This is a genomic window from Neiella holothuriorum, assembly GCF_019457915.1.
Lineage (GTDB): Bacteria > Pseudomonadota > Gammaproteobacteria > Enterobacterales > Neiellaceae > Neiella > Neiella holothuriorum.
In genome coordinates this window covers 176195-202094 of the sequence record NZ_JAHZSS010000004.1, presented here as the reverse complement: position 1 = coordinate 202094, position 25900 = coordinate 176195, and the positions used below count along the sequence as shown (strand labels likewise).

27 protein-coding genes and 1 tRNA gene are annotated in these 25900 nt (G+C 48.2%); 11 read left to right on the top strand and 17 right to left on the bottom strand.

Annotated features, from left to right (window positions below):
- The first annotated feature begins 111 nt into the window (after positions 1–111).
- Together K0504_RS18545 and K0504_RS05750 are read left to right on the top strand one after the other, a co-directional pair.
- Positions 112–1086 carry a M23 family metallopeptidase gene (locus tag K0504_RS18545; RefSeq protein ID WP_220103219.1) on the top strand — a complete coding sequence of 325 codons (975 nt, stop codon included), beginning with the start codon at positions 112–114 and terminating at the stop codon, positions 1084–1086.
- Positions 1014–1388, top strand: a complete 375-nt coding sequence (locus tag K0504_RS05750) for a bactofilin family protein (protein WP_318837941.1) — start codon at positions 1014–1016, stop codon at positions 1386–1388. The genes K0504_RS18545 and K0504_RS05750 overlap by 73 nt, the downstream gene beginning before the upstream one ends.
- A gap of 23 nt (positions 1389–1411) precedes the next feature.
- Here K0504_RS05750 and K0504_RS05745 read toward each other — a convergent pair whose 3' ends face one another.
- Both K0504_RS05745 and K0504_RS05740 read right to left on the bottom strand, forming a co-directional pair.
- Entirely contained in the window at positions 1412–1690 is a 279-nt protein-coding gene (locus tag K0504_RS05745) for a hypothetical protein (RefSeq protein WP_220103218.1), read from the bottom strand.
- 175 nt (positions 1691–1865) lie between these two features.
- The gene (locus K0504_RS05740; RefSeq protein WP_220103217.1) at positions 1866–3542 is read right to left on the bottom strand and encodes an alkaline phosphatase; all 1677 of its coding nucleotides are present in this window, start codon (positions 3540–3542) and stop codon (positions 1866–1868) included.
- A 454-nt stretch (positions 3543–3996) separates the two neighbouring features.
- On the opposite strand from K0504_RS05740, the gene K0504_RS05735 reads away from it, so the two are divergent.
- Positions 3997–4209, top strand: a complete 213-nt coding sequence (locus tag K0504_RS05735; RefSeq protein WP_220103216.1) for a DUF2061 domain-containing protein — start codon at positions 3997–3999, stop codon at positions 4207–4209.
- Positions 4210–4327: 118 nt separating this feature from the next.
- Here K0504_RS05735 and K0504_RS05730 read toward each other — a convergent pair whose 3' ends face one another.
- From K0504_RS05730 to K0504_RS05710, 5 genes are all read right to left on the bottom strand, one after another.
- Positions 4328–4735: a CBS domain-containing protein gene (locus K0504_RS05730; RefSeq protein ID WP_220103215.1), complete on the bottom strand. Its 408-nt coding sequence runs from the start codon at positions 4733–4735 to the stop codon at positions 4328–4330.
- Positions 4732–5082 (bottom strand): P-II family nitrogen regulator, encoded by a 351-nt coding sequence (locus K0504_RS05725; RefSeq protein WP_220103214.1) that lies wholly within the window; start codon positions 5080–5082, stop codon positions 4732–4734. Before K0504_RS05725 ends, K0504_RS05730 begins: the two co-directional genes overlap by 4 nt.
- The gene (locus K0504_RS05720; protein ID WP_220103213.1) at positions 5079–5858 is read right to left on the bottom strand and encodes a DUF1538 domain-containing protein; all 780 of its coding nucleotides are present in this window, start codon (positions 5856–5858) and stop codon (positions 5079–5081) included. Before K0504_RS05720 ends, K0504_RS05725 begins: the two co-directional genes overlap by 4 nt.
- Entirely contained in the window at positions 5858–6580 is a 723-nt protein-coding gene (locus tag K0504_RS05715; protein ID WP_220103212.1) for a DUF1538 domain-containing protein, read from the bottom strand. Before K0504_RS05715 ends, K0504_RS05720 begins: the two co-directional genes overlap by 1 nt.
- Positions 6581–6763: 183 nt before the next feature.
- Positions 6764–8524, bottom strand: coding sequence for a sensor domain-containing diguanylate cyclase (locus K0504_RS05710; RefSeq protein ID WP_220103211.1), 1761 nt, complete (start codon positions 8522–8524; stop codon positions 6764–6766).
- A 166-nt stretch (positions 8525–8690) separates the two neighbouring features.
- Here K0504_RS05710 and K0504_RS05705 point away from each other — a divergent pair, with 166 nt between their 5' ends.
- Positions 8691–9167, top strand: a complete 477-nt coding sequence (locus K0504_RS05705) for a DM13 domain-containing protein (protein WP_220103210.1) — start codon at positions 8691–8693, stop codon at positions 9165–9167.
- A 33-nt stretch (positions 9168–9200) separates the two neighbouring features.
- On the top strand, positions 9201–9818 hold the full coding sequence (locus K0504_RS05700) for an RraA family protein (RefSeq protein WP_220103209.1): 618 nt from the start codon (positions 9201–9203) through the stop codon (positions 9816–9818).
- Positions 9819–9947: 129 nt separating this feature from the next.
- Here K0504_RS05700 and K0504_RS05695 read toward each other — a convergent pair whose 3' ends face one another.
- Positions 9948–10838 carry a LysR substrate-binding domain-containing protein gene (locus K0504_RS05695; RefSeq protein ID WP_220103208.1) on the bottom strand — a complete coding sequence of 297 codons (891 nt, stop codon included), beginning with the start codon at positions 10836–10838 and terminating at the stop codon, positions 9948–9950.
- A gap of 103 nt (positions 10839–10941) precedes the next feature.
- Between K0504_RS05695 and K0504_RS05690 the strand changes: the two genes are divergently transcribed.
- Together K0504_RS05690 and K0504_RS05685 are read left to right on the top strand one after the other, a co-directional pair.
- Positions 10942–11868 (top strand): YeiH family protein, encoded by a 927-nt coding sequence (locus K0504_RS05690; RefSeq protein WP_220103207.1) that lies wholly within the window; start codon positions 10942–10944, stop codon positions 11866–11868.
- Positions 11869–11994: 126 nt separating this feature from the next.
- Positions 11995–12345, top strand: a complete 351-nt coding sequence (locus tag K0504_RS05685; RefSeq protein WP_220103206.1) for a HopJ type III effector protein — start codon at positions 11995–11997, stop codon at positions 12343–12345.
- A 59-nt stretch (positions 12346–12404) separates the two neighbouring features.
- Here the strand turns inward: K0504_RS05685 and K0504_RS05680 are convergent, their stop codons facing one another.
- From K0504_RS05680 to K0504_RS05665, 4 genes are all read right to left on the bottom strand, one after another.
- Entirely contained in the window at positions 12405–13259 is an 855-nt protein-coding gene (locus K0504_RS05680) for an RluA family pseudouridine synthase (RefSeq protein ID WP_220103205.1), read from the bottom strand.
- Positions 13260–13420: 161 nt separating this feature from the next.
- Positions 13421–14890, bottom strand: coding sequence for a hypothetical protein (locus K0504_RS05675; protein WP_220103204.1), 1470 nt, complete (start codon positions 14888–14890; stop codon positions 13421–13423).
- Between the two features lie 110 nt (positions 14891–15000).
- Entirely contained in the window at positions 15001–15471 is a 471-nt protein-coding gene (locus K0504_RS05670) for a hypothetical protein (RefSeq protein ID WP_220103203.1), read from the bottom strand.
- Positions 15472–15781: 310 nt separating this feature from the next.
- Positions 15782–15857, bottom strand: a tRNA-Arg gene (locus K0504_RS05665).
- Between the two features lie 247 nt (positions 15858–16104).
- Between K0504_RS05665 and K0504_RS05660 the strand changes: the two genes are divergently transcribed.
- Entirely contained in the window at positions 16105–16752 is a 648-nt protein-coding gene (locus tag K0504_RS05660; RefSeq protein WP_220103202.1) for a hypothetical protein, read from the top strand.
- A gap of 52 nt (positions 16753–16804) precedes the next feature.
- Here K0504_RS05660 and K0504_RS05655 read toward each other — a convergent pair whose 3' ends face one another.
- Positions 16805–17974 carry a flagellar assembly protein T N-terminal domain-containing protein gene (locus K0504_RS05655; protein ID WP_220103201.1) on the bottom strand — a complete coding sequence of 390 codons (1170 nt, stop codon included), beginning with the start codon at positions 17972–17974 and terminating at the stop codon, positions 16805–16807.
- A 256-nt stretch (positions 17975–18230) separates the two neighbouring features.
- Between K0504_RS05655 and K0504_RS05650 the strand changes: the two genes are divergently transcribed.
- Positions 18231–18875: a FlgO family outer membrane protein gene (locus tag K0504_RS05650; protein ID WP_220103200.1), complete on the top strand. Its 645-nt coding sequence runs from the start codon at positions 18231–18233 to the stop codon at positions 18873–18875.
- Entirely contained in the window at positions 18872–19342 is a 471-nt protein-coding gene (locus K0504_RS05645) for an LPP20 family lipoprotein (RefSeq protein WP_220103199.1), read from the top strand. The genes K0504_RS05650 and K0504_RS05645 overlap by 4 nt, the downstream gene beginning before the upstream one ends.
- Positions 19343–19502: 160 nt before the next feature.
- Here the strand turns inward: K0504_RS05645 and K0504_RS05640 are convergent, their stop codons facing one another.
- The 4 genes from K0504_RS05640 to K0504_RS05625 form a co-directional block, all read right to left on the bottom strand.
- Entirely contained in the window at positions 19503–20504 is a 1002-nt protein-coding gene (locus K0504_RS05640) for a LacI family DNA-binding transcriptional regulator (protein WP_220103198.1), read from the bottom strand.
- A gap of 184 nt (positions 20505–20688) precedes the next feature.
- A complete protein-coding gene (locus K0504_RS05635; RefSeq protein WP_220103197.1) occupies positions 20689–21816 on the bottom strand; it encodes a lipocalin-like domain-containing protein in 1128 nt (375 codons plus the stop codon).
- Complete coding sequence (locus tag K0504_RS05630; protein ID WP_220103196.1) at positions 21813–24377, bottom strand: ABC transporter permease; 2565 nt, start codon at positions 24375–24377, stop codon at positions 21813–21815. Before K0504_RS05630 ends, K0504_RS05635 begins: the two co-directional genes overlap by 4 nt.
- Complete coding sequence (locus K0504_RS05625) at positions 24377–25075, bottom strand: ABC transporter ATP-binding protein (protein ID WP_220103195.1); 699 nt, start codon at positions 25073–25075, stop codon at positions 24377–24379. Before K0504_RS05625 ends, K0504_RS05630 begins: the two co-directional genes overlap by 1 nt.
- Positions 25076–25254: 179 nt before the next feature.
- On the opposite strand from K0504_RS05625, the gene pdxH reads away from it, so the two are divergent.
- The gene (pdxH, locus tag K0504_RS05620) at positions 25255–25896 is read left to right on the top strand and encodes a pyridoxamine 5'-phosphate oxidase (protein ID WP_220103194.1); all 642 of its coding nucleotides are present in this window, start codon (positions 25255–25257) and stop codon (positions 25894–25896) included.
- Positions 25897–25900 lie beyond the last annotated feature (4 nt).

Below are 25900 nucleotides of genomic sequence, written 5' to 3'. Positions count from 1 at the left end.
AAAAGTTCAACGGTAGATTAGGCTTGCTTGATGGGGGCTGTTTGAATTTAAAAACAAAAAAGGGCATTGTAACGAACCTGTTAAGCACATTGAGTTGAAGTAGTCGTTGTTGTGATTCATCCGCTGTTAGTGACCATTACCACCCGTCAAAGTGCCCGCCAGTTTAAACTGCGATCGTGGCTGCTGTGGGTTTTGCTGGGTTGCTGGATGATTACGATTGGCTTGGTATACAGTTACCAACAACAACTTCAACAGGCGCAACAAGCGCTCACGCTCAGCCAGCACGAATTTGACCAATCTCTAAATTCTATCCGGGAACTAAGGGAAGCAGAGCAGCAACTCTTCACTCAGCTCGATAGCCAGTATGATCGCTGGCGCCACTTTGACAACCGTCTGCAAGGCGTTGAAGTCTTAGCGGGTTTATCTGAGGTTGATATCACGCCGATCCCAACGCCTTATCAAGGCCGGCTCGCACAGGTGCAGCATAAAATTCAGCTGCGCCAGCAAATGCTCACGAAAATCCCCAATGGTAACCCCATGGAATACCGCCGCGTCAGTTCGCAATTCGGTAGCCGCAAACACCCCATTTCATTTAAACGTCATCGCCATACCGGCGTTGATTTACGTGCCGACAAAGGCCAACCCATTTATGCCACTGCCGATGGTTATGTTCAGCAAGCGCGTGACAATTACGACCGAGGCTACGGCAACATGGTGACCTTGTCGCATCAAATGGGCTTTGATACGCGTTACGCCCACATGAATTCCGTCGCAGTTAAATATGGTCAATTTGTTCGCAAAGGCGAACTGGTTGGTTATTGCGGCAACTCAGGCGATAGCACCGCCTCTCATTTGCACTATGAAGTTCGTTTTCTTGGTAACGCCATCGATCCTAAGCCCTTTATGAGCTGGAACTTGGCAAATTACGAACAAATATTTGAAACCGTAGGAACATTACCATGGGACTCTTTTCAGGCGGAGCTAACGCAGCAACTGCAACCTCTGGAACCACAATTATCGCAGCAGGTACCGTCTTCGATGGTTCCCTTGAGCTCAGTTGCAACCTTCACGTCGACGGGGAAGTAACAGGCACGATCCGTTGTTTGGCTGAAGTGACCATTGGCCGCAAAGGCACTATAAGTGGTGACTTAGAAGCTAACAAAATGGTGGTGAGTGGTCTGTTTGACGGCAAGTGTAGCGTCAATAGTTTAGAGATCTGTAAAACTGGCCGGGTGCTTGGCGAAATGCGAGCCATGGAGTTGGTTGTGGCTAAAGGTGGTCACTTCCGCGGTCAATGCATTGAGCGAGAAGAAACCGCAGAGGCCGAAGCCGAGTCAGTAGAGGCTGCCGATAACATGGAACAAGACAAAGCGCCCAGTCAGGCTTGATAAGCCTAGCTGGGGCGATAAGTTTAGGCGGCTTGATATTGTGGCTGGTGGCAAAGGCGGTTTAATAAACGGGTAGAAATGCCTTGTCGCTCAGCTTTTTCCCACCAATCCATCAATTGCGTTAAACGCATTTTGTCTTTGCCATTCACTTCGCAATCTAACTCAACTTGATCCAAGCTTCCTGCTTCTAATTTTGTTAATTGCGGGTGACTAACGATTGTTCGTAAACAAGCAGTAAACAACTGATTGCGTTTAATAAATCGAATCAGTGGTAAGTCAGCAGCTGAAATTTTTATTCTCATAAACATACATCACCTGAAAATCACGGCGCTACTATGCAGGCCGAATATGACAGTGACATGAAGTTTACTTGATGAAGCTGTGAATTGACTGAACGAGGCAGGGCTTTTGTGACAGCAAACCAAGTTGACCCAACTGGCTTGCTGTCTTTTTGTATAACCTCACAAATATTAAGGTTTAGTGTTGAGCTTGTAGCTGCTGTTGTGCCTGACCCGATAGATCAGCAACGTGATTCATCACATGAAAAATCACATTTTGCTCAATGGTGCCAGATAGTAAATGAGCACCAGGACCATTGGCATATACGCCAACATCTTCGCCACCGTGGGTTTCTGATTTTAGTGGCACCAGGGCTTCTTGATGAAAGCCTGAGTCGGTGGTTTCTATCTCACATAAATCATGGCGACCGGCGAATACTGGCTCTTTGTAGCGCAAGCCTGCATTGGTGCGCCCCTGAACATGGGTATGACCACGGCCGTTGTAATAGCCTAAGGTGGTGTAGGGGAGGCCGTCTAATGCCAATGTTGGTTTGGTGGTTGGGTTGCCTTGCTTGTCATTGCCAACGACTTTGCCAAGTATTGGATTGCCGCGAGTTGGGTAACCGCTCATGGTCATTACGTGGCTGTGATCGGCTGTGACGATGATTAGCGTCTCACTCGGATCGGTTAAGCGTAGTGCTTCGGCAACTGCTTGTGATAACTCAACGGCGTCGGTAAGCGCATTGTAGGCACTGCCGGCGTGATGGCCGTGATCAATTCGGCCAGCTTCCACCATCAAAAAATAACCCTGCTCGTCGTTTGCCAATAGCTCAATGGCTTTATTCGTCATGTCTGTTAACGATGGCTCTTGAGAATTACCGCTCCGATCGGCTTCATAACGCATATGAGACGGGTTAAATAAACCTAGAACAGGTTTGGTGGTTTGACTTGTTAGCAGATTCATTGCCTGCCGGTCACTCACGTACAAGCCGCCTTGTTGTTGCCAATCGGCAATCAAGTTGCGGTTGTCTTTGCGTTTGCCTTGGTTTGCTTGCTGCGCGAATTGTGTCAGATCAGCCGGATCGCTGCCGTAAAAAGCACGTCGACCTCCGCCAAAAACAACATCAATGGTATTGGCTTGTGGGTTCGCTTGGTTAACCCCAAAACGCTCAGCAAATGTTTGTGGAAACTCGATCAGTTGACGGGCGATATCAACACAGCCAAGTTCGGCTTCATTGTTATCAAAATCAGCATCCGACTCCCAGCCTCGCTCTGGCGATTTGGCGTAGGTGGCTGCCGGGGTTGCGTGGGTAATGCGAGCCGTGCTCACAACACCTGTTTTTTTACCGGCCAGTTTGGCGAGCTCTAGTGCCGTAACCAGCGGCTCGCCTTGCGCTAAGTATTGCTGACAGTCGCCCCGAGCAACCGTTTCACTCACGCCAATAAAACCAGCTTTAGATTTAACGCCGGTCATCATGGCCGTCATGGTTCCAGCCGAGTCCGGGGTTTGTTGATTGGTATTGTAGGTTTTCACCAAACCGGAATAAGGAAACTCATCCCAACTCAGGTTGTACTCTTCGCCTTTAAGGCCGCGTTGCTGGCCGGCTAAGATTCGGCTGGCAGTAATGGTTGAGATCCCCATGCCATCACCCACAAATAAAATGATGTTTTTGGCAGCGCCACGACGGTTATCAATCTGGCGTTGGCGCGCTTGCTCAACAGCGTCTTGGCCTGCTTGATACCAAGTGTCCGCCGCTTGTGATAACGGCGCTGGGGCAATGGCTTTAGAGGGAACTTCATGAGTCGTGGTTAATTGGCAAGCCGATAGGCAGCTGCACAGTGCCGAAGTAAATGCCACGGTAGTCATTAAACGCATAAGGCAATCCATTGAAGGGTTATGTAACCCAAGTGTTATCGATAAAAACTAGCGGGTTTTATCGCATCTATTCACCGATTGAACAAGGCTGAATGTTAATCACACTCAAGCTGACGTTGTTGCTCGTCGTGGCAAATCAAGCGCTTGCTGCGGTATTGATGGGAAATAAATAGAAATGAGCTGGGGAGAAACGGTAAATTCCGTGTGACCTTATCTGACCCGAGCGGCTGTGTTTAGCGCGTGCTGCCAATGAGGCTGGTGGTTTGGATGAGGATGGTGGTTTGGATGAGGCTGGTGGTTTGACGCTTTGATCGGCTATGTAATGCGTACTGTTATGTGAAACAGAATGTTCTTGATAAGTTGTTCAAAAAAATGAATCGTAAAGTTCTGCAAAAATAACTTTCAATTGCAAATGATAATCACTATCATTTAATCAAACTTAAGGAGAACAATCATGAAAACAACTGTTAAAACGATTACTTTTGCAATCACTCACTTCACTGTGGCATTTACCGTCGCATATTTATTAACGGGTAGCTGGGTTATTGGCGGTGCTATCGCTTTGGTTGAACCTGCGATCAATACTGTTGCCTATGTTATCCATGAGAAATTATGGGAATCACCAAAGAATTCTTGGTTCCAACATGAACACAGCATGAGCCATTAATCGCTGGGCTTCATCAATTTGATTTACCGGCACACAAGCCATGCCCATGCTGATAAAAGGCCACGGAATTAGGGCTCACGCGCGGTACGCAAGCCGCATTAGGCTCATGGTGTTGCTATTATTCGGCAAGGTAGTCTAGCCAACGGATCACGATATCGTTGTAGCTGACGACGCCAATAACTTCTTCTTCTTTGATGACAGGGGCAGACGACAAGCCGAACGTGTCAAATAGACGGGCACAATATTTTATGTCCATTTCCGGCCGCACAGAAATAACCGGTTTGGCCATGATTTCATATAGATTAACGCGATCCGGCGAACGATCTTTGGCAATCACGTGTTTAGCGATGTCTGACAGCTGAACCATGCCAAATTCATCAGATTCGTGGCGCTTACGAATAATGACTTTTTTGTAATCCTTCTCCTGCATGATGCGCAGGGCTTCTGATACGGTCATCAATCCGTCAACCAACTCAAAACGCTGGTTCATCACATCACGGCATGAAATGCTTTTGTGCGACCTCATAGTTCATCCTCAACCTTTTCAACCAATTCTTCGACTTGATGGGCAACGCCAACAGCATCTTCAACATCAATTTGCAGCGCAATACCTGTGCCTGGCGACGTATCAAATTCACCAACTAAGCTAATGTGCTCTAAGATATGGCGGCTCATATGCTCTTCAACCAGAAATAAAACAACATCGCGCTGAGTTTCTAACGACAGTCCAAAGAAGGTCTTTTTCTGTTTGATTCCTTCGCCGCGGGCATTGTTAATAATGGTGGCGCCGGTGGCCCCACATGAGCGAGCTTCATCCATGATGTGCTCAGTTTTAGTGTCTTCACAGAACACCAGAATTAACTTAAATCTCATGGTTTTACCTGACTTTTTCTAGTTGATTCCGATTTGCGCGCTGCGCGTTTTGCATTGACTGCTGACAGTTGTGCATACGCCATTACGGATATCATGGGAAATAGACTGGCAAAGGCAATTAAGCCAAAGCCATCAATCATGGGGCTGCGCCCCGGAATGTTCTCGGCCAACCCCAAACCTAATGCGGCGACCAGCGGCACAGTGACCGTAGATGTTGTTACGCCGCCCGAGTCATAGGCTAAAGGAACAATCATTTTGGGCGCAAAGTAGGTTTGGCATACCACCACAACGTAGCCTGCGATGATAAACCAGTGAATCGGGTAGCCGGTGACAATGCGCCAAGCGCCCATGCTGATGCCAATGGCTACGCCTAATGCAACGGCAATGCGTAAACCCCACACCGAAATCGTACCACCAGATACTTGGTTAGCTTTTAGCGCCACTGCAATGAGCGAGGGCTCCGCAATGGTGGTACTAGCGCCTATGGCAAAGGCAAATAAGTACACCCAAATAAAACTGTGCTCTGTTGCCGTCGGATCAATGGCAGTGAGCTGCTCTGCCATGAGTTTGCCCAAAGGGAACAGTGCTTTTTCCAGCCCTAATAGGAAAAAAGTCAGCCCCAGCACCACCAATACAAAACCGGTGATTACTTTGGATAAGTTGGGGATCCGCTTGCGGATCACAAATAGCTGGAAACCGAAGATGATGGCCGCAATGGGAACCACGTCATCGAGTGTGTCGAGTAGAATGCTGAAGAATTCAATCACCCAATTCATCACAGAAAAATCCCATAAAGCATGACGAATATCATTGGCGTGAGTGATGCGAAAGCAATCAGGCCGAAGCCGTCAATCATTGGGTTCCGCCCTTTAATGGAAGACGCTAAACCAACTCCAAGTGCGGTGACTAAGGGCACCGTAATGGTTGATGTTGTAACGCCGCCGGAATCGTAGGCAATGCCAATGATTTCTTTGGGTGCAAACATGGTAATGACAATCACCCCAATGTAGCCGCCGATGATCAAGTATTGAATGGGCCAGCCTTTCAAAATGCGCAGAACGCCTAACAAAATCGCAAAGCCAACGCTGCCCGCGACGGTCATGCGCAAGCCAAAGGCGTAATCTTCCATGGCCTCAATATTGTTGGCAATCATGCCGCCTTTGGCGGCAACTTCAGACGCTTCTTCCGCTACGGCAATCAGAGCCGGCTCAGCAACGGTGGTGCCAAAGCCCAAGCAAAAGGCAAAAATAAGTAACCAAAGCACAGAGCCTTTTTGCGCAAACGCATAGGCCATTGACTCGCCTATAGGGAACAAGCCAAGTTCAAGTCCTTGAATAAAAAGAGTTAGTCCTATCACCACACTGAGCGTGCCAAACAAGATTTCAACCACATTGGGGAGTGGTTGTTGCAACACCACAATCTGGAAAAATCCGATAACCAGAATGATGGGGAGCAGATCTCGAAGGCTGCCAGCTAATGATTGCAGAAGTGCTTTCATGAATTGAATCTAGCATGCTGATTTTATTGAAAGTTTGATCCAACCCGCGAGGATCAACATGGCGTTCAACTAATTCCGCTGAATTTGAATTAGGCCCATGCCTGCGAGTAGGTGCAATGCGGGTGGGGTTGTGTGTGGTTTACTGAGCCCGTTTTAGCTAAAGGGAATTGAAACGTGAACGGATCAGCTCGGCTCGGTAAATGGGCAATCACCACACAATTCGACGACTTTATTTCGCCCCGAATTCTTGGCTTCGTATAGCGCAGCATCGGCACATTTAATGAGATCGGCAAGGGTTAGTTCATCGAGATTTTTTTCTGCACACACCCGCTGATTAGACCCTGCAACGCCAATGCTAACCGTAAAGTTAATGCTGTCTTTGGAAGTTTTACAGCGCAACTCGGCGAGCGACAGTCGGATCCGCTCGGCAAAATTTCGGCCCTCTTTTTGACTGGTGTTGTCCAGCAACATAATGAATTCTTCACCACCCCAACGGGCAATCAAGTCAGTTTTGCGTGCTGATTGAGCTAATCGATGTGCGGCCTTTTGGATCACTTGATCGCCAACCGTGTGGCCATATTGGTCGTTAACCTGTTTAAAGTTATCGATGTCGATGAGCAATACGGCAATATCGCCATTGCTGTCTACGGCTTTGTTAAACATCACTTCGGCTGGCCGTTGAAAACCGCGGCGATTATTAACGTTGGTCAGCGGATCGGTATCGGCATACCGTTTCGCTACCACCAAATTCTGCTGAACAAGATTGAATCGCTTGGCTAACACCACCGCCAACATGATGGCTTCGAATACCATGCCCACTTCAATGGCTTGGAAGGTGTAAACGTTGTACGGCACGATGCCAGCAACGGCCATGGTTGAAATACCAATGCAGCAAGCGGCGGTGACCGATGCCACAATGAATAACAATGCCGAATCAACCTGTGCTTGTTTGGCGCGAATGCCCATAACAACAAATAACGCCGCGAAACCAGAGTTGAGCATGAAGGACAATACCAACGAAAATACCAATTGGTTTGCCAATGCGCCGAGCAGGATACCAACCGGAAAAACAATGGTCGTCCATATCACTATTTTATCTAACCGCGGTGCGTAGCTTTTGGTTTTCAATAGTGAGCGCGCGAAATGTAATCCTGCAACGCTGTAAGTGATCATCAAAAAGCAATCGAGCCAGTCTTGAAAATGTACGCCAAGATCAGCGGTGATCACTTCATGAAGCTGGCCGGTATAGGACAAGCTATTGATCATGAAGCCTGCCAAATAAAGGCTATAGAGGCCGAATTCTTTTTCTCGTGTGATGATGTAAAGCAGCAGATTGTATAGTGAGAGCGCCAGCAGCATGCCGTACAGCAAGCCATAACGGTAAGCGTTACCGGCATCTAATTGGTGAGCCTGATCGATGCGGCTCAGTTCAAGCGGAATGGCCATTGGGCCAAGGGATTCAACTCGGACGTAAATATCAGTTTTACCAGTAGCAAAGGTATGTTCAAAGGCAAAGTTTTCGTGCGCCATTGGGCGCTGATGAAACGCTAAGTGATCGCCACCGTTGACGTGACGAATAAGTTGTCCGTGCTGCACTAAGTAACTATCAATAACGTCTAGCCAAGGCGTTTTGATTGCCAAGCGCATTGCTTTGTGGGTTTCGTCTGGATTGTTGAGTTGCAGGTGGAGCCAAACTGGATCGGTGCCAATGCCTAGTGCGATGGACTCACTTCTACCCAACGGTTGTGGCGAATCAGCAAAGGTGTTGGCTGCTTGTTGCCAAGAAAGTACCGTGCCTTGTTCTTGAAAGTAGCGCGTGTGCTGCCCCATCATGCGGTGCTCGAAATTGGAGAGATCGACCACTGAATCGCTTGGCGGTTTACTGCAAGCTGTTGTTAAGGCACTCAAAAGTAGCAGCGATAAAACGCTAAAAAGTCGACGCATAACCTAACAATGACAGCCCGCACGGATAAAGAGACGCTAGATTGTATTTCACACCTTGTTAACATAGCAATGTAGGCGACAATTTATCCTCGTTAAAACAGCGCGAGGCTCAGTTATATGGATGCTGTAATTTCGTCTTAAATGCCAAATGTTAGAAGGTAACTTCATGAAAATTAGTCATATCGCGTTACTCATCGGCAGCCATAGCCTGGTGGGAATATTTGGATTTGTCGCCGGCCTTTATTTATTGCCAATCCTCGCGGCACCCACAGCGCCGAGCCAAGCCCACATTCAGCAACTATCGCAACAGCCAAGCTATACCTCTGTCTTTCATAAAGAGTTACAAGACAGCGACTTCTTACATTGGGGCGAAGGTACGGTGGCGATTGGCCCTGATGTGATTACCTTGTCGGGCAAACTAGCCCCTGGGCCACAATACAAGCTGTACTTAGCGCCTGAATTTGTCGAAACCGAAGCTGATTTCTTACGGTTGAAATCGCAGATGGCGCTAGTGGGCGGGGTAGAGACGTTCGATAACTTTGTGGTCGAAATTCCCGAAGGCATTGAGCTTTCGGCATACACCAGTGTGGTTGTTTGGTGTGAATCCTTTGACCAATTTATTACTGCAGCTCAGTATCGCTAATGTTGAAATGAACAAGGTTTTGGAGAAAGCCAAATGACGGATTGCTATGGTGACTTGGCCGTTACCGAATATGCCAATGTGTTGGCCGCTAAACACTTTTTAAGTCGAGCCATTAAGCCGCTTTGGCCCAATATGCCGCGAATCGCTGGGCCAGCTTATACCGTTCAACTCGCCCCTGGCGATCACCTCATGCTACATGCGGCTATCTATGAAGCGCCCAAAGGCTCAGTCATTGTGGTTGATGGGGCAGACTGCAGTAGAGCGGTTGCGGGTGGCAATGTGTGCGCCATTGCCAAACAGCGGGGCATTCTAGGCTTTATTGTTGATGGGGTAATTCGTGACTTGGGTGAAATTACCGACATGGCATTTCCCGTTTATGCCCAAGGTGTATTTCCCGTGCCGGGTCAAAAAAAGCGTTATTTTGATTTAGCCCAACCGATTCAATGCGGCGGCGTATCAATCCGGACCGGCGATATCATGGTTGCCGATCGCGAAGGGATCGTGGCCATCCCAAAGGCCGATGCCAGCTCCGTATGGCAGCAAGCAAAGCAAAAATATGAGCTAGAAACGCGTATGACATTGGCCGAGTGGCAAACTCAGCATGAAACCAAAGTAACCCAAGCGCTGCTAGCCGCAAAAACGCCTAGCTAACCGCAGCACGTACCGAAGCAAACTCTCGGGGACGTCACCCAAGACGCTACGCTTCGCCTAATACACAATGTGAGTAGCAGGTGGTGTTGGCTTGTATCCCGTTTGGGCGCCAATACGGCCGTTAAATCATCATGCTTGATTCGCATCTGAGCTTGTTATCCCCAGCTGCTTCAACAGAGTGTTGAGTTGCGGGAGGTGGCGATTGGTATCGGGGTACACCACAAAGAATTGCCTATGCAGGCGCTCAGGTAACAAAACCTGACTCACTTCGCCGTTATCCAGCGCTTGCTGGCAGGCCAATCGCGATGCAAGTGACAAGCCTAAACCCGCGGCCACAGACGCAATGATCGAGGCAATCGAATTTAGCTCTAACACCAGATTCATGTGCTTCAGCTTGGGCGCAATATGATGCTCAAATTGCTCGCGACTGCCAGAGCTGGGTTCGCGTAATACCCAGTCTTGCGCCGACAGTTGCTGCCAATCGACGACTTGTTCGGCCAATGGGTGCTCAGTTGGGGCAATGACAATCATTTCATCTTGTGTCCATGCGTGCCGCTGTAACGACCGATCAATCACATTGCTTTCGATGAGTGCGATATCAATGTCATAGCGCTTGAGTTGCAATTGCAATTGGCTGCTATTGGCAAGTGACACTTCAGGCAATGGCATGACGGTTTTTAAATCGGCTAACAGCTTGGGAAGCAGAAAGTTACCAATGGTTAGGCTTGCGCCAATGCGTAATTGGCCTTGATTGCTCTCGCTAGAGAATTGCTCCCAAATACCTTGTTGGCACGCCAATAAATCAACCGCCAGAGGTAGCAGCATATGGCCATGGCTGTTCATCACCAAACGCTGTTGAACCCGATCGAACACGGTCACGCCAAGCTGTTGCTCTAGCCCTTTGAGCGCCTGCGAAGCGGCGCTGCGTGTCATGAATAGTTGCTCCGCGGCCTCTCCGAGGCTGCCATGGCGGGCGGTGGAGGCAAACACTCGTAGCTGCCGAATGGAAAGGTCACGCATCACTGTTAAGTTATCCTTAATACTTTGTTTAAAAGTATTCGATATTTATGAATGCGTCAATTTGTCACAATGGCGTCACTTCCTAATTAGCGGTGCAAATGTGATGACGAAACTCAAGCAACACCTCCCTAAACTGCAGTACATCGTCATATTTTTGTGCCTGTTGCCGTTTGTCTCGCCAGCTTTGGCGTTGGCTGTTGGCGTATTGTTTGCGGCTTTTAAAATCCAGTGGCAAAACGCGTCGTCTTATACCTCGCGGGTGCTACAAGTGAGCATTGTGCTCATGGGCTTTGGCATGCAGTTGGATGCCGTGGTGGAAGCCGCTTCGAGTGGCTTTTTACTCACGGCTGCATCGGTCATTGTGGTCATGGCTGGCGGTATTTTGCTAGGTAAATTGCTTGGTATTGATGACAAGGTGGCGGTGTTAGTTTCCGCAGGAACCGCAATTTGTGGCGGCAGTGCAATTGCGGCGGTATCGCCAGTGCTCAATGCTAAAAACCACCAAATCTCCTTTGCCTTGTTTGTGGTATTTGTTCTGAACGCAGTAGCGTTGTTCGTGTTTCCTCCGTTGGGCCACTACTTTGGCTTGTCGCAAGAGGCGTTTGGGATATGGGCGGCGATTGCCATTCACGATACATCATCGGTGGTTGGGGCTGGAGCCAGCTATGGCGCGGATGCCTTACAAATTGCAACCACCGTAAAGTTGGTTCGCGCGCTTTGGATTATTCCGTTGTCACTGGTGATCTTGTTTGTTTCTCGCCAAACCGAAGGCAGCGCAGGCAAGGTGAAATTCCCGTATTTCATTCTGTTATTTATTGCTGCGGTGTTAGTGGCGTATTGCTTTCCTCAGTTCGACAACACCTTTGAGCTGCTAAATGGGGCAGGTAAACGAGGCATGGTCATTGCGCTGTTTTTGATTGGTACTTCGATTTCATTCAAAGAGATAAAGAGCGTCGGCTTCCGGAGTTTTTTACTGGGTGTGCTGCTGTGGTTGTTCATTGGCGGCGCGTCGTTGTACTTCTTGCTGTAAGTATGTTTGATTACAGCAATCTCTTAGCGCCGATAGCGGCATCGCTCAAGTGATTCGAAGAGTTTGTATTTTTAGCAAAAAAACGCAAGATAGGCTTTTTTCGTCATCGACATAACTGGGAACGCCATGAAAACTGTTCAAGATCTTATCGCCGCCATCCAACGCAATGACGCCTCATATCAATTTTCTGAGGTGATGGCTGTGATTGACGCAAATTTCAAATTCACACCAACGGCGTTTAAAAATGGCGACGTCAGCAATGCCGCCGGAGAGAACAACGGCTCATGCAAAGTGTTTGCCTTTGGTCAGTTACAGCAATTAACAGCGCCACAAACACTCGCTTTATTTGCAGAACACTATCGTTCAGTGTTGGACACACCAACTGGCACGGATCATCAAAACATCCGCAATTTTATCAAGCACGGCTGGGCAGGCATTCAGTTTGAAGGAAGTGCTCTTACAGAGCAGGACAAGTAGCGCGAGCGAAGCCTGCAACATACCAGGCGCGCTATTTAGTTAGCGCGGGTTACTCGGCGCTAAAGACGCAGTTTTAAGTGGTCAGCTACCTGATATGTCATGAGCTTGTGTTGCAGAGGGCAGCTGAATCTGAGTGATACCGATTGCAACTGCAAGTCTCGCGTTTGGTGTTGTGCCTGACCATAAAGGCGATCGCCAACAATCGGGTAGCCTAAGGCCGCTAAATGTTGGCGAATTTGGTGCTTTCGACCGGTCAACAGCTTCACATCTAGCAACGAATGCTGAGCGTTTTTCTCCAGCAATGAAAAGACAGAATGAGCCTGTTTGTCATTCACAGGCAAGCTAACCGGGTGGTTTTGCGGAAACACTGAAAAATCGCCTGACACAATGGCCTGATAGCGCTTGTCCATCTCGCCCTTACGGAACATCTCGCTAAACAGGTGAGCTGCCTTTTTGGAATGGGCCAGTAACATGAGCCCCGACGTGGCTCTATCTAATCGGTGGACTAAAAAAGCTGGACGCTGGGGCGTGTTGGTGAGCTGAGCAAGGTTTAATTCAACCCAACGATTGATGCTGGCAAAATCGCCCCATCGGCTGCCCTGACAACTCAAACCATAGGGTTTAAACCAAATACTGTAATCGCCAGCATCATCAATTAAGTTGGGTTCCGCCACTGATTGTTCAAGCAGTTGAGGGTTATAGTTCAGCTCAAGCCTATCGCCTGCCTTAAGTGATTTACTGGCTCGCCGAAGCCGCTTTTTGTCACCACCACGAATAAGCCAAACCGCGCCTTTTTGCATCGCATCTTTAATTTTGGCTTGAGAAAGTTGGCTGCGCTCAGCCAAAAGTAGGCTGGCTTTTTGCTGACAATTCTCAGCATCAAGCGTGAGTGAAATTTCAAGAGGTTCGGTCATGGGCGCACCTTGGGGCAAGGCCCACACTTTAATGAATCTTAGGGATTATTCAACCTGAGGTTTTGATGGATAACGCTTTGTTAGCGGGAGCGCGTTAGCGAGTCCTAGCCAGAGGCTTTCGCTTGTGTTTTTCATTGAGCAACTTGTATGGTCAATTCCGTTCATATGCAATCGAGACCCGTATAACAACTTGTAAATAGTGCAAAAATAGGAAACAAAGCCGTTTGTATTAATGCTGTTACGATTGCAATAGTATGAATGGCTCTTGGTGTTTGCAGTTTAGAAAACCACGCCGATGCCCAAGTAATACTAAGTGGGACAAAACAAATAATAAAATTAACCAATAGTAATTTAAAAGTTCTAGTTTCCCTTGCGTAAGCCGAACCTTCAAAATAAAAACTATAAGCACATATCAACGCAAAAACGGAGAAAGTAAAGGCAACAGAAACTGTGCTCCCTTTCTTATTTATCAAAGTAACATTAGCTTCAAACACTAAGACTAATATCGGAAAGATAACTAATAAGGTTAGAAACAAAGCCAGACTCCTTTTGGCGTCTATGCCCAGCTTCGCTGGGCCTTGATGCGCTTGTATGCCCTTGTTTGCTTCAATATTAAACCGCCATAAAGGCAGTTCATCACTTTTGTAATCTTCTGGGATTACCACTGTAAAATTCTTAGGGTGATTATCAGTTTCGACTGCAGTTACTTCACCATTATCTTCCGTAGCCAATTTATACATTGTTGATGCCATGCTACTAATGTTGCCCAATATATCAAAGCCATCATCAGAGGGGCCATTGTGAGGCCCGTAAGTAAAACGAACTCCAATTAAGCGTTCTCCAGCCATTATTGGTAATGACTCAAGTTCTTCCCAATTACTATACATAGTAAAATAAAAAACTAACTGCTTCTCTAATTCACCAGTTACTGGTTTACCCGCGCAATACAATAAGATATTTTTTATTATAAAATTAGTCTGCCCTGTATTTTCATCTAATGTAGCTGGTTTTGATGGGTCTGATAAGAAATATACTTCCAGTGGTGGTTTTGTCGCTAGCATCTGATCACCTAGCAGAAGCATTTCATTATTTTTTAACGCATCTTCAATTGTGATAATGAATTTATTACCATCTTTTACAAAAGCACTGCTTGGAATCAAAGTCCAGTAATTTAATTTGGAAAAGTAAATTGCAAACTTCACTTCACATCCGACAAGCTCAGAATACTTTAAGACTGAATTGAAATATTTTTCAGTAAATGAGTATGTTTCACTAAATGGTTCTTTATGGTAATTTTTAACTTCAACTAAGAAGTTAGCTCCATCTTTTAGGACAACTCTATAGTCAGGAATTGAAATATAGTCGTTACAATACGCTTCCCCACCATCTTCTTGTTTTATTAGTGCACATTTCCCTAGCGATGCAGCAACCACTGCAAACATACTCTCAACACGCTTCCCAAAAACTAAATTCAGATTTTTTCGATTATCTTTAAGTGCGCTTTTTACTAAATCAACGACAGCATCAACAGAACTCAATTCTCCAATATCAAGAGAGTTTTTGGCACACAATTTCGTATACAGCTCAAAAGAATCGAATTTTTGAGGATTACGTTTAATTTTGTTAATCAACACAGACTCCATAGAGGGCTAACGCCGCAAGCACGGGCAAAGGCCAGCGGCTCGCCGCGTTGTGGCCTTTGTCCCCGAAGAGCGTAGCGACGAGTTAGTGACTTGCTTTGTTATAAAAACCTGCCAACCCTAGCTGCAATACTACGTTGAGCAAAAGTAAACGCCGTACAAGCGAAGATACATGCTATGGCGAAGGTTAACGCGACAGCAGTGCCAACAGAAGAGGCTAGATTGAACTCGCTTGCTAACAGTGGTGGAGCAACAAAGAAGATTGCCCCAGCCATGCTGCGATAAACACCTTGCAAACTGAATCCCACCTGCTCTGAAAGCCCGTAGATAAACCGGACAAAGCTTGCTATGGACAGGTCCGGGAAATAGAAAAAGTACGCAAGACCACTCAACAAAATGTGTATCACGAACAAAGCTCCAAAAAACCACACAATTACGTCAGGCGGTTGAATTCCCTCTAAAAAGGTTATTAAACCATCAACTCCTGACGCTTGGACAATCAGAAAGCAAGGAATACTTCCTAGGATGATGGCACATAAAACTTCTTTAAAGATTAGATCACGAAAACTCACATAAACCTCCTTGTCGATTGGTTTTTATAACAACTTATTAGTGAGGCCGTGCAAGGTTGGCCTACCTTGTAAGGTAGAAAGTACCTTTGTATCGTCGCACAAAAAAATATCTAACAATCATACAGTAACCGCGATACGCGAGAATCTGCGCCAGCTCAAGATTATGATAAGCCTCGGCAGCTCCCGAAGTGACGGCGGGTCATTGGGCAAACAAGTTTTAGGTCAATTTCCAGCTAGACCGAATTTCGAAGACGCATGGTTCGTACAAGATTTATGTTTTGAAAGTGGCGTTAAAACAAACGGTTTGATTTGGCGTCCCCACCAGGACTCGAACCTGGATCGATCGCTTAGGAGGCGACTGTTCTATCCAGTTGAACTATGGGGACGTAAGCGGGTTATCCGGATAGGCGGCTGGATTATACAGCGACATTTAGTAAAAAACAGCCGCTGAGATCATTTGGGGCGGTTACTGTAGTGGCGGCCTTTGTTTGGTTATACCGCTGTTAAATCTTCTCTTTTTGCTCGGGTTTCGGTGGACACTCAGGCTGTCACTCCCTAAGCTTGCGTCAATCAATTAAATCCTTGGCCGCCGTTATTTATTCTTGGGTGGCATTTTTGAAGAGTGACGTTGTTATGAACCGACCTTATTACTGGGCTATTTCGGCTGTCGTTGCATTGGCCGCTGTGGTATTTGCGATTGCGGTTTCGTTGGAGCCCTCTGCTCAGAAGATGTTGATGCAAGAGCATGGCCCGATTGAATCTTTATCTGCCTTGGGCTATTTGATTGCCGTGGTGGTGATGCTCAAAGCCGGTGGTCAAGATTACCTGAAAAAGTATTGGTACTTTGCGGTGGTCTTTGTGTCGTTTGCGGCGCGAGAAATGGATTTTGATAAGTCGTTTACCAATGTTGGCGTGTTGAAGAGTAAGTTCTTTTTCAGCCCAGAAGTGAGCATCATGGGCAAGCTGGTGGCGGCCGTTATTTTAGGCTTTATTTTGTTTGCTTTAATCTCCATCGTGCGTCATCACGGCAAGGCGTTTATTGCTAAAGTCTTTACTTTTCGCTGGGATCCGGTTGTGTGGAGTATTGGTTTTGCCGGTTCGTTCTTAGTGATTTCTAAATCGTTAGACGGTTTAGGTCGTAAGTTACGTGGCTGGGGAATTGCCGACATTTCAGCGGAAGTTGATAAAACCGCTAGCCTAATTGAAGAGTCAATGGAATTGGCTGTTCCTTACTTGTTCATTATTGCGATTCTGGCTTATTTGCGTCGCCAGCGCGGCTGATCACTTCTGTTCGAAAGCATATTGTTTGCAAGCAGGAGCGCTCGCTCCTGCTTTACCACTCCTGATTCACACCGTTAAAGATTACCACATCATTGATATTGACGTTGGCCAACGCTGAGGGATATTTCGTTGTTAAATATGCTTGGCGGGCTTCAACTGCCGATACAACGAGTTCAATACCCGAGGTATCAAAGCTCGTTTTCACTTTGCCGAATGGGTCCATAAAGGTCGTCATGCGCGTCAACTTGGCGGTTTGACCTTGGCTGATGCCGTCTAAGCTGCCCATATTAACGATAACGCCGGCCTCTTGACGGTTAATAATATTGGCAATGCTCGGCGCGCAAGATAAAGCCGTTTCAATATCACTTTGAGCATCGCTGAGCAGGCGCCCCCAGGCTTTGCCGTAATCGCTTTGCCAGAAGTCTGCTGAAAATGGATCAACGGTTTGATCGGGCGGAAAGCCCCACAGAACGCGATCTTGATAACGGAAACGTTTGACTAATTCGCCCGTCATTCCGTCGAGTAAATCCAACTCAATGGCTAACGAGCGCGGCTTGGGTTGGTAAGTCCAAAATGCGAGGTTAACGGACTCCTCTTGGCTTACGCTAATATCTCGAACTTGCCCCAACAGCACATATTGGCTGTTGGTGCGACGGGCCAGCGTCCTTGCTAACGCATCGACTTCGGGGTGAGGCATAAGTTGGGTTGGTTCATAAGCAACAACCTCATCTAGCCACAAGTGACTTTTCAAATAGTTGCTGGTTTGTTCAATGCTGGTGTGCATCACTTTACTAACCGCAGCACCAATATCATAAATGCCACCGTAAGCAGCATGTTGGCGATGCGCGAGCGGGAACCGCGCAATGGTGATGGTATGCGTCAAACCACTGCTGCTACATTGTGGCTCAGCAAAAATTTCAGCTCGAACATGGACGCTTAAGGTGTCACCAGATGTGGTTTGAGACAGCACTTCTAAGCCCACCAGTTCGCCATTGCTTTGGTAAGAAATAGTGTCTTGCGTCAGGGTGCCGTTTTCGACTTGTTGAATGCTAGAAATAGAGGCGCCAGCGAACACAATGGCAGACTTCACGGCTTCTTGAACAGCCTGATCGCGGGCGCGTTCGATATCACCGTCAATAATATATGCAGTGCCTGTGGCTTCGTACCATTGCGCATTGGCGATACCCGCCATAACAGTGCTGATGACAAATAGTAAACTCATTAGCCCACGGCGAACGATAACCGGCAGATTAATTATTGAATACAGTTTGCTCATAAATTACTCACGTTGATGTAAATAGCCGATGCGACACTCACAGGATATTGACGCTTTAGTCTGACGTGCAGGGTACTAAGCAAAATTAGTGCCTAATATGAAATGACAAAATAATGTCAGTATCGGCGGCATGATTTTTGCTGCTACCAGCTTGAGTACCAAGGCAGAGACAAATTCTTGCCGGTGGCATGAGGATTTTAGGGTGAATAAATACATCATCACATTGCTGTTGAGTGTTGCTGCATTAACTGGCTGCGCAGCAACCGATGAACAACAGTTAGAGCACAAGGTGGCTTATGATCATAGTGAGCCAAGCTTGCTGACGAACGCCATTGATGACATGGCTCGGCAATTATTTGCCACTAAGCGGTTTGTGACCACCGAAACGCCTATTGCAGTGACATCATTTGTGGAGCTTGAGAGCCTGCAGAAAACCAGCCAAATCGGTAACCAGATGGCTGAAAGCTTTGTTCATCACTTGCAGTCCAATGGTTTGCGAGTCATTGAATATAAAGCGCCTGGCTACATCAAGGTCACGGAAACTGGCGATTACGCTTTAAGCCGCGATTACAAGGATTTGACCGGTGGTTACGCTATTGATTATATCCTCACCGGAACGTACAGCTCGGTGCCGCAAGGCATGCTAGTGAATGTTCGCATGTTTGCTGCTGAGTCTAAAATTGTGGTGGCAACCGCTCAAGGCTTTGTGCCAAACCAAGCGCTAGCGAAAGAGCCTATCAAACAAACCGATCACCAAGCGCTGCGTATTGAGCATGGCTCGTTAGTACGCTCCGATCAGCAGCTGGACAAACCCAAAGCTGAAAAAGACGATGGAGGTTGGCTATGAGGTTTAGTCAATGGGCTTTGATGGCGTTGGCCTCGTTGTTGTTGAGCGCCTGTTCATCATTAGATTCTGCTTATGAAAAAGAAGTGGAATATGAATACCTTGAACCCGAATCTTATCCGGTACTCAGTGCGGTAGGGTATGCGCCCATCAGTGCGCAACTCGGCAACGATTACAATGCCAAATCATTACGTGCGATGAAAGCCTCTAAATTGGAAGCCTACCGAGAATTGGCCGAGCAGGTTTACGGTCAGCGCTTACAAGGGAAATCAACGGTTGCCGACATGGTGGTTGTGGACGACAACTTGCGCACTAAAGTTGATGGTTTGATTCGCGGCGCGCGGGTTATTCGAAGCTACCCTGTCGGTGATAACTACGCCACTGAAATGGAGTTAGACATGGAACGTATCTATCTCATTACCAGCTCAGTGAATAAGCCACGGGTCATTAAAGACGTGCACTATTACTAATTCCGCACATGAATCCTGATTAAAAAAAGCCGCTTTAAGCGGCTTTTTTGTTGTTAGCGGTTGCTTATATTTATAGAAGGTTAAGGCGCTCCATCATAACCTTGCATGATGATTGAAGACGCCATGATCAGAGAACCTTGGACTTTAACTAAGCGCCGTTTTAATCGTTGGGTTGGGCTGCCATCAATGACTCACGCTCAATCAGTCGTGGCTGCAGCACATGAGTCACCGCCGCGGTTTTATGCCCCGCCATGGCTAATGCCATGTGGCCAGCGCGTTCGCCCATTTGTTCAACCGGAAAGAACACACTACTGAGTGACGGATTGAGGTATTGAGCAAACGTCACGTCATCAAAACCGACCATGCAGGTCGATTGCAGCTTGCCGTGTTGATTCAATACATCGCGAGCGCCAATAGCAATCAAATCATTGCCGCAGAATATGGCGCTAAAATCGCGTTTCAAATTCAACAGCTTTTGGCACATGCGTCGGCCGCCATCTTCGTTGTAATCATCATCGAACACTAGATCCTGACGGAATGGAATGCCGAATTCGTCCAGTGCTTGTTGATAGCCTTCAAGGCGCTCGAGGCTATCGGGGTGAGTGAAGTGGCCAGCTAAAAAGGCAACGCGATCATGGCCTAGCTCCAACATACGTTTGGTGGCCAGATAGCCGCCTTGCTTGTTGTCGAGATAAATACAGTTGTCTTCAAACCCTTGAATACGGCGATTGAGCAGAACGATGGGCGTGCCGTTGCGGTGCAGCTCAACAATCTCTTCTTCAGGGAGAGCGAATACTGTCAAAATTAACGCATCAACGGGGCGGTTGGTCATGAACTCAATGGCTTCACGTTCACGATCTTCTTGGCCGTGTCCATTGGTTACCACCAATTGAAACCCTGCATCGCGAATGACCTTTTCAGCGCTTTTCATGATGGGGCCAAAAAATGGGCCGGACAAATCGCTGACCACCATGCCAATAGTGCGTGAGCGATTGGTGGCCAAAGCCTGAGCAAGTGCGCTGGGTTTATAGCCCAGCTCTTTCATGGTTTGTTTTACTTTGTCGCGAGCGATTTGAGAAACCCGCTCATTACCGTTTAACACGCGGGAGACGGTGGCTTTGGAGACACCCGCTAGTTTTGCAACGTCCTTAATGGTCGCCATATTTTTATTGTCCTCAGTAAGAGGTTGCGCCTCTAGGGTGGCTAGGGCTTGATTATTTTTCGTATTATTCAGCAGCTGAAACACAACAGCAATAAGCTCAGGACTAACTCATGAGTAAGTTCAACAAACCAGCATGTTGGCGACTGTTCAGGTTGCTTTACACTCAATTTGCTGAACGATAGGTTTATTTAGGCTGATAACCGGTCATTTCCATATAGCCTTCACCTTGTTCGCTGCCACTGATCAACACAGGGCCTTCCCAGTAAGGGTAATCAACCGCCATCCATTGTTGCTGCTGGCGACTTGTAACGGTTATATCTAATCCGCTTTGAAGGTGACGCACATGCCAGCGTTGTGGCACTTGGCGGCCAGCAACTTGCTCGAACGCAGCCGGAGTTAATTCAAAATCTTGGGTATGTAATTTCCGCAGCCCTTGGTCATCAAACCAGCTTAGCCATTTGTAATGCGGCTGGTTGGTATTCGGTTTACTGCGCAGCTGATACACCATGATTTTTTCACCGGAATCTAAATGCAGCGCTAGCCAATCCCAGCCTTGCTGCTGAGGCAACAAAAATTGGCTGGACCACTCTCGATCCAGCCAGCCTTGGCCGGTTACCGCAATGACCTGATTATCAATGGTGATAGTGCCGCTCAATTGCAGGTAAGGTTGGCTGTAGTAGTAAGAGCCCGAGCCCTGATTATTCTTCACGCTAAACCCGTTATCACCTTGCAATACGAGGCCACGTTCGCTGCTCAAGATGAGGTTCATTTGATAGCCATTATCTGCTGCCGTCATGCGCATGGGCAGCCAACTGTTGGCTTGCAAACTTGCGAGTTGCCAATGATCAAGCCAAGCAACAAAAGGCTTATTGGTCACTCCAGCTTGATCAGCCACAGCGCGGCCATAGCGTTGCATGGCATGGTGGCCGCCATCCCACGAGAGCGCTGCGTGAGCCATGTAAATCTGGCGTTGTTTCGGTAACGCTTCCTGACCATTCAAACCCGAGCGAAATAATGTCCACTGAGCGCCGTACCACTGACCTTGATCGTCTTTCAGGTTTGCCGTGACGTACCACCATTCCATACGGAAATTCGGATGTGGGCCATGATCGGCAGGAAAACTCAGCGCATTGCCGCCGGTGGCTTGCTGATAAGTGCCATTGTCTTGGGCTAGCAGGGCTTGGTAATCATCGCTGTTAGCGAAGACAGACGAGGCGAACGTTAGTAGCAACAGGCACGTTGCGCGCAACATGGGTTGCAATGTGTTGTTGATTGCTTTGGTCGCGTTGACTGGCTTGAGAAAGAGAGTCATTCGTCCACCTCTTTGAGCAAACTGGCAATGCTGACGGACTTGAGGCGAAGGGTGGGAATGACAGTAGCCGCTAGCACGCAACCAATCGCCAGCGCGGCCAATAATGGGTAATGGTGCCACACCCAAAGCGTTGCAAAGCTCCAACCAAATGCTGCAGGAGTGACGACATCTGATAGCACCCAAGCAAGTAAGGTTCCGAACGGCCAAACGACCAACATGCTTAACGTTGCCAGTAATCCCCATTGACACAATAACAAACCAATGCGCTGACGATGACTCACGCCCAAAGCCGCGAGTTGCGCTTGCTGGCGAACCCGATGATGATGAATGGCACTGGTTGCGCAAAAAATGCCAATGCCTGCAACCAGCAAGGTGAGGCCGTTCAGCGCCTCGGTAATGGTGAAGGTTTGTTCAAAAATAGACAGCACGACTTGGCGAACTTGTTGCTGATCGATGACTTGCTCTGGGGTGATTAATTCGGCCGCGCTGAGCTGTTGAATGAGACGATGCCAATCATATGGCGGCGTTGTTTCTGACACCTTATCCGGCGCATCTGCTAATAACAGCGCGGTACTTTTAGCGCGATGTAACGGCCAGCAGCGGCGAAATAAATGTTCATCCAGCAACCATTGGCTCCGAGGGTTACCGTAATCGCGGTAGCTTCCGACAATTGGAATGTCGGGGGCGGCATCGCATAAATGAACTGATTGGCCAATCTCGCCTCCGTCTAACCGCATGTAGCGCTCTGAAACATAAATGCCGTGACCTTGTGCGAACTGCTCAACGGCTTGTGGTTGTTGCTCTAGCAACTGAATACTTTGTGTAAATGTAGGAAGTGGTGGTAACGAGGCAATTTCAACGCCGCCTCGGTGCGAATGAATTAAGGTGTGCCGTTCGGCAATGGCAACATCTGGCGCATTTTCGCTGAGCCATTGGCCAAGGTGCTGTTGGCCTGCTTCAACATCGAGGTAAATGGGCGCGACCAGTCGCTGATCGAGCCAGTGTTCGGTGGCTGCTCTAAAGCTGGTGATCATGCTATTCAACCCCGAATTGGCAACCAGAGCGAGTGTCATGGCCATTAACGAAACGGCAGCAGGCCCCAGCAACCATCGACTATCGGCAAGTAGCCATTGCAGAAGCGGTCGTTGATTCGGAATAAGGCGTTGTAAACCGGCCAAAGACCAGCGCAGGATCATCGGCAAACACAATGCGCCGGCAAGCAATACACAAGCTAGGCATAGTAGTGCCAACCAAAGACCATCAGCTAGTTGTTGCAAGCTCAGCGCGAATAAACAAAAAATGCCGGCTAAGCGTATCAACAGGCGATCACGTTTTAGATGAATGGCCTGATCGTGTTGATGGCGATAACGCGCCAACAAGGGTTGCTGAATAAGCTGGCGCATTGGCCAATAAGCAAATGCGGCGGCGCTCAGAACCATAACCAATGGTAAGGCTGGAATGGATTGGATGAGGCTATTGGGGTAGGCAATATAGATATCGTATAGCTGAGCCAGCGTTTGCCCCAGCCCAGGTAGCAACAGGCTAGCCAACCAGATCCCCGCGCCGTAGCCTAACAAGCAACCAACGCTGACAAATACGGCTAGCTCAACCAGCAGACAATGCAGAAGTTGGCGTTTGCTTACCCCTGACAGTCGCAAACGCCGGAGCAATGGTTGACGATCGGTGTAACTAAATTGAATGGCGTTAAACGCCAAAAACAGGCCGACAACAAAACTCAGTAGCCCCATGGCCGCCAAATTCAGGTGCAGGCTATTCGCGAGGCCCGCTTGCTCAACGGGCGTTGCTGCCGGCTTGTAGATGAGAGTGGCGGGGAGCGCGGCGATAAGTTGCTGACGTTGGTGCTCAGACATAACCCAAATTGCACTGAGCTGATCAAGCTGCTGACTAATATCTTGCAGCCCATACAAATCCATCAAGGCTTGATGGCCTAAACCTGAATGTTCAGGAGCAGGTACCACTGCGGGTAAGGCTGTGGAACGCTTGGTTTGCGCTGGATCGGTTGAATCGGCTTTGACCAGCATCATGGATTCGCCGGCTGTAAGGTTCAACTGCGTCATGCGCGCAGGTGCCATGAGTAGGCGATAGGGCGGCAGAATGAATGCCTCCAGCGAGATGGTTGGCATCGCCAACGTGTTTTGTTGTTCGGATTGATTCGTATTGGCTTGAGTCGTTGATGACAACGCCAACCAATCCACACCCATGACGCTGATGACGCCGTGTTGTTGGGTCGCAAACTGGCTTTGTAACACAGGCACGAGGTGGTCGAACCCAGCACGCCGAAGTGCTACATAATGGTTGATGGAAAACCGTTTCTGCCCCTGTGCTGCTACCACATAACCCACAGGTTGCTGTGCCATTAGCGAGGCACCGCGAGAATAACTCGCCTGAGCTTGAGCATTAATTAACTGCGTCGCGACTAGCAAGACGGTCGCAATGGCTAGGCCAACGACTAAAAATATAGCTTGAATCGGGTGGCGTCGATAATGACCTGCCAGCGCACGTAAAATCGCCCGGTGAGACTGCAATAACGGGCGTATCATCAGCTGTTCTGAGCCTGTTCGAGTTTGCCGCTTTGCAAGGTCAACACGCGGTCGGTGTAACCGGCCATGGCGGCGCTGTGCGTCACCATTAACAGGGCGCAATTGGCTTCTCTCGATAACATCATCAGAAGCTCCATGACGGTATGGCTGAGACTATCGTTGAGGTTGCCCGTTGGCTCGTCGGCAAACACAATGGCTGGTTTATGGGCAACGGCACGAGCGATGGCAACCCGCTGCTGTTGACCGCCTGATAGTTGCTCAGGTAAGCGATGACTTACTTCATGCAGAGCCATGGTTGTCATCAAGTGATCGAGCCAGTGCGAATCGATTGCTTCGTGCTGCTGGTGGCCTTGATTTAAGCGGCTTTGGAATAGAATGTTATCAATGACACTCAGCCCAGGTAACAAATTAAATTGTTGAAAGACAAAGCCTAACTGTTCTCGTCGAAGGGCTGATAGGGCGTCATCGGTTAGCTCGTAAATGGGTAAGTCAGCGAGCTCAACCCGGCCTTGTTTGGGGAGTTCTAAGCCAGCAGCCACTTGCAATAAAGTGCTTTTACCACTGCCACTGGTGCCCATTAGAGCCAAGGATTGACCACGATTTAACGTCAGCGAAAGGTTATCCAGCACCTTTGATTGGCCGTCATTCGGCGCCGAGGCATCATCAAACCAGTGACTCACATTTTGCAATTTCAGCACATGGCCTCCGTGGTTAGTACCGCGTCAATTGTTCCTTCATGTTCTAATCTACGTGATGGCGGCGAAAAAGATAGTTACTTGCATTTATCAAGCGTAGGACTGAAAATCGCCGCCACGAATTGCAACTGTCAGTTGCGTATAACAATTGCTCTGAACGACTAAGCCAAGCGAGTCATACCATGTTGGATTTATCGGATCTGCGCCGCGAATATTGCCAAGGCGGCTTGCGTCGAGACAATTTGCCTGCCAGCCCATTTGAATTATTTGAATTGTGGCTGCAACAAGCGGTGACTGCCAAATTGTCGGATCCGACGGCCATGAGTGTTGCCACCGTTGATGACGCTGGTCAGCCCTACCAACGCATTGTTTTGCTGAAACAATCGGATCCCTCAGGGTTTGTGTTTTTCACCAATTTGGGCTCACGCAAAGCACAGCATTTAAAGCACAATAGCCACATCAGTGCCTTGTTTCCTTGGCACATGCTAGAGCGACAGGTACATATCACGGGCATTGCAGAGCCGCTTTCTCATACCGAAGTGCTGCGCTATTTCATGACGCGGCCAAAAGACTCGCAAATTGCAGCTTGGGCATCGAAGCAAAGCGCGCGTTTGAGTGCGCGTCAGCTGCTTGAGTCGAAATTTATGGAGCTAAAAAAGAAATTTGCTGACGGCGAAGTGCCCTTGCCGACGTTCTGGGGAGGCTACCGTATTGTGCCAACCAGCATTGAGTTCTGGCAAGGCGGCGAACACCGACTACATGATCGCTTCTTATATCAGCGAGACGCCGAGGCTAATTGGCATATTGAGCGCTTAGCGCCATAAGCGC

Excerpts from the sequence above, each read along its gene's own strand:
- K0504_RS05745 (WP_220103218.1), bottom strand. The coding sequence starts at position 1,690 with ATGAGAATAAAAATTTCAGCTGCTGACTTACCACTGATTCGATTTATT.
- K0504_RS05740 (WP_220103217.1), bottom strand. The coding sequence starts at position 3,542 with ATGCGTTTAATGACTACCGTGGCATTTACTTCGGCACTGTGCAGCTGC.
- K0504_RS05735 (WP_220103216.1), top strand. The coding sequence starts at position 3,997 with ATGAAAACAACTGTTAAAACGATTACTTTTGCAATCACTCACTTCACT.
- K0504_RS05730 (WP_220103215.1), bottom strand. The coding sequence starts at position 4,735 with ATGAGGTCGCACAAAAGCATTTCATGCCGTGATGTGATGAACCAGCGT.
- K0504_RS05725 (WP_220103214.1), bottom strand. The coding sequence starts at position 5,082 with ATGAGATTTAAGTTAATTCTGGTGTTCTGTGAAGACACTAAAACTGAG.
- K0504_RS05720 (WP_220103213.1), bottom strand. The coding sequence starts at position 5,858 with ATGAATTGGGTGATTGAATTCTTCAGCATTCTACTCGACACACTCGAT.
- K0504_RS05715 (WP_220103212.1), bottom strand. The coding sequence starts at position 6,580 with ATGAAAGCACTTCTGCAATCATTAGCTGGCAGCCTTCGAGATCTGCTC.
- K0504_RS05710 (WP_220103211.1), bottom strand. The coding sequence starts at position 8,524 with ATGCGTCGACTTTTTAGCGTTTTATCGCTGCTACTTTTGAGTGCCTTA.
- K0504_RS05705 (WP_220103210.1), top strand. The coding sequence starts at position 8,691 with ATGAAAATTAGTCATATCGCGTTACTCATCGGCAGCCATAGCCTGGTG.
- K0504_RS05700 (WP_220103209.1), top strand. The coding sequence starts at position 9,201 with ATGACGGATTGCTATGGTGACTTGGCCGTTACCGAATATGCCAATGTG.
- K0504_RS05695 (WP_220103208.1), bottom strand. The coding sequence starts at position 10,838 with ATGCGTGACCTTTCCATTCGGCAGCTACGAGTGTTTGCCTCCACCGCC.
- K0504_RS05690 (WP_220103207.1), top strand. The coding sequence starts at position 10,942 with ATGACGAAACTCAAGCAACACCTCCCTAAACTGCAGTACATCGTCATA.
- K0504_RS05685 (WP_220103206.1), top strand. The coding sequence starts at position 11,995 with ATGAAAACTGTTCAAGATCTTATCGCCGCCATCCAACGCAATGACGCC.
- K0504_RS05680 (WP_220103205.1), bottom strand. The coding sequence starts at position 13,259 with ATGACCGAACCTCTTGAAATTTCACTCACGCTTGATGCTGAGAATTGT.
- K0504_RS05660 (WP_220103202.1), top strand. The coding sequence starts at position 16,105 with ATGAACCGACCTTATTACTGGGCTATTTCGGCTGTCGTTGCATTGGCC.
- K0504_RS05655 (WP_220103201.1), bottom strand. The coding sequence starts at position 17,974 with ATGAGTTTACTATTTGTCATCAGCACTGTTATGGCGGGTATCGCCAAT.
- K0504_RS05645 (WP_220103199.1), top strand. The coding sequence starts at position 18,872 with ATGAGGTTTAGTCAATGGGCTTTGATGGCGTTGGCCTCGTTGTTGTTG.
- K0504_RS05640 (WP_220103198.1), bottom strand. The coding sequence starts at position 20,504 with ATGGCGACCATTAAGGACGTTGCAAAACTAGCGGGTGTCTCCAAAGCC.
- K0504_RS05635 (WP_220103197.1), bottom strand. The coding sequence starts at position 21,816 with ATGACTCTCTTTCTCAAGCCAGTCAACGCGACCAAAGCAATCAACAAC.
- K0504_RS05630 (WP_220103196.1), bottom strand. The coding sequence starts at position 24,377 with ATGATACGCCCGTTATTGCAGTCTCACCGGGCGATTTTACGTGCGCTG.
- pdxH (WP_220103194.1), top strand. The coding sequence starts at position 25,255 with ATGTTGGATTTATCGGATCTGCGCCGCGAATATTGCCAAGGCGGCTTG.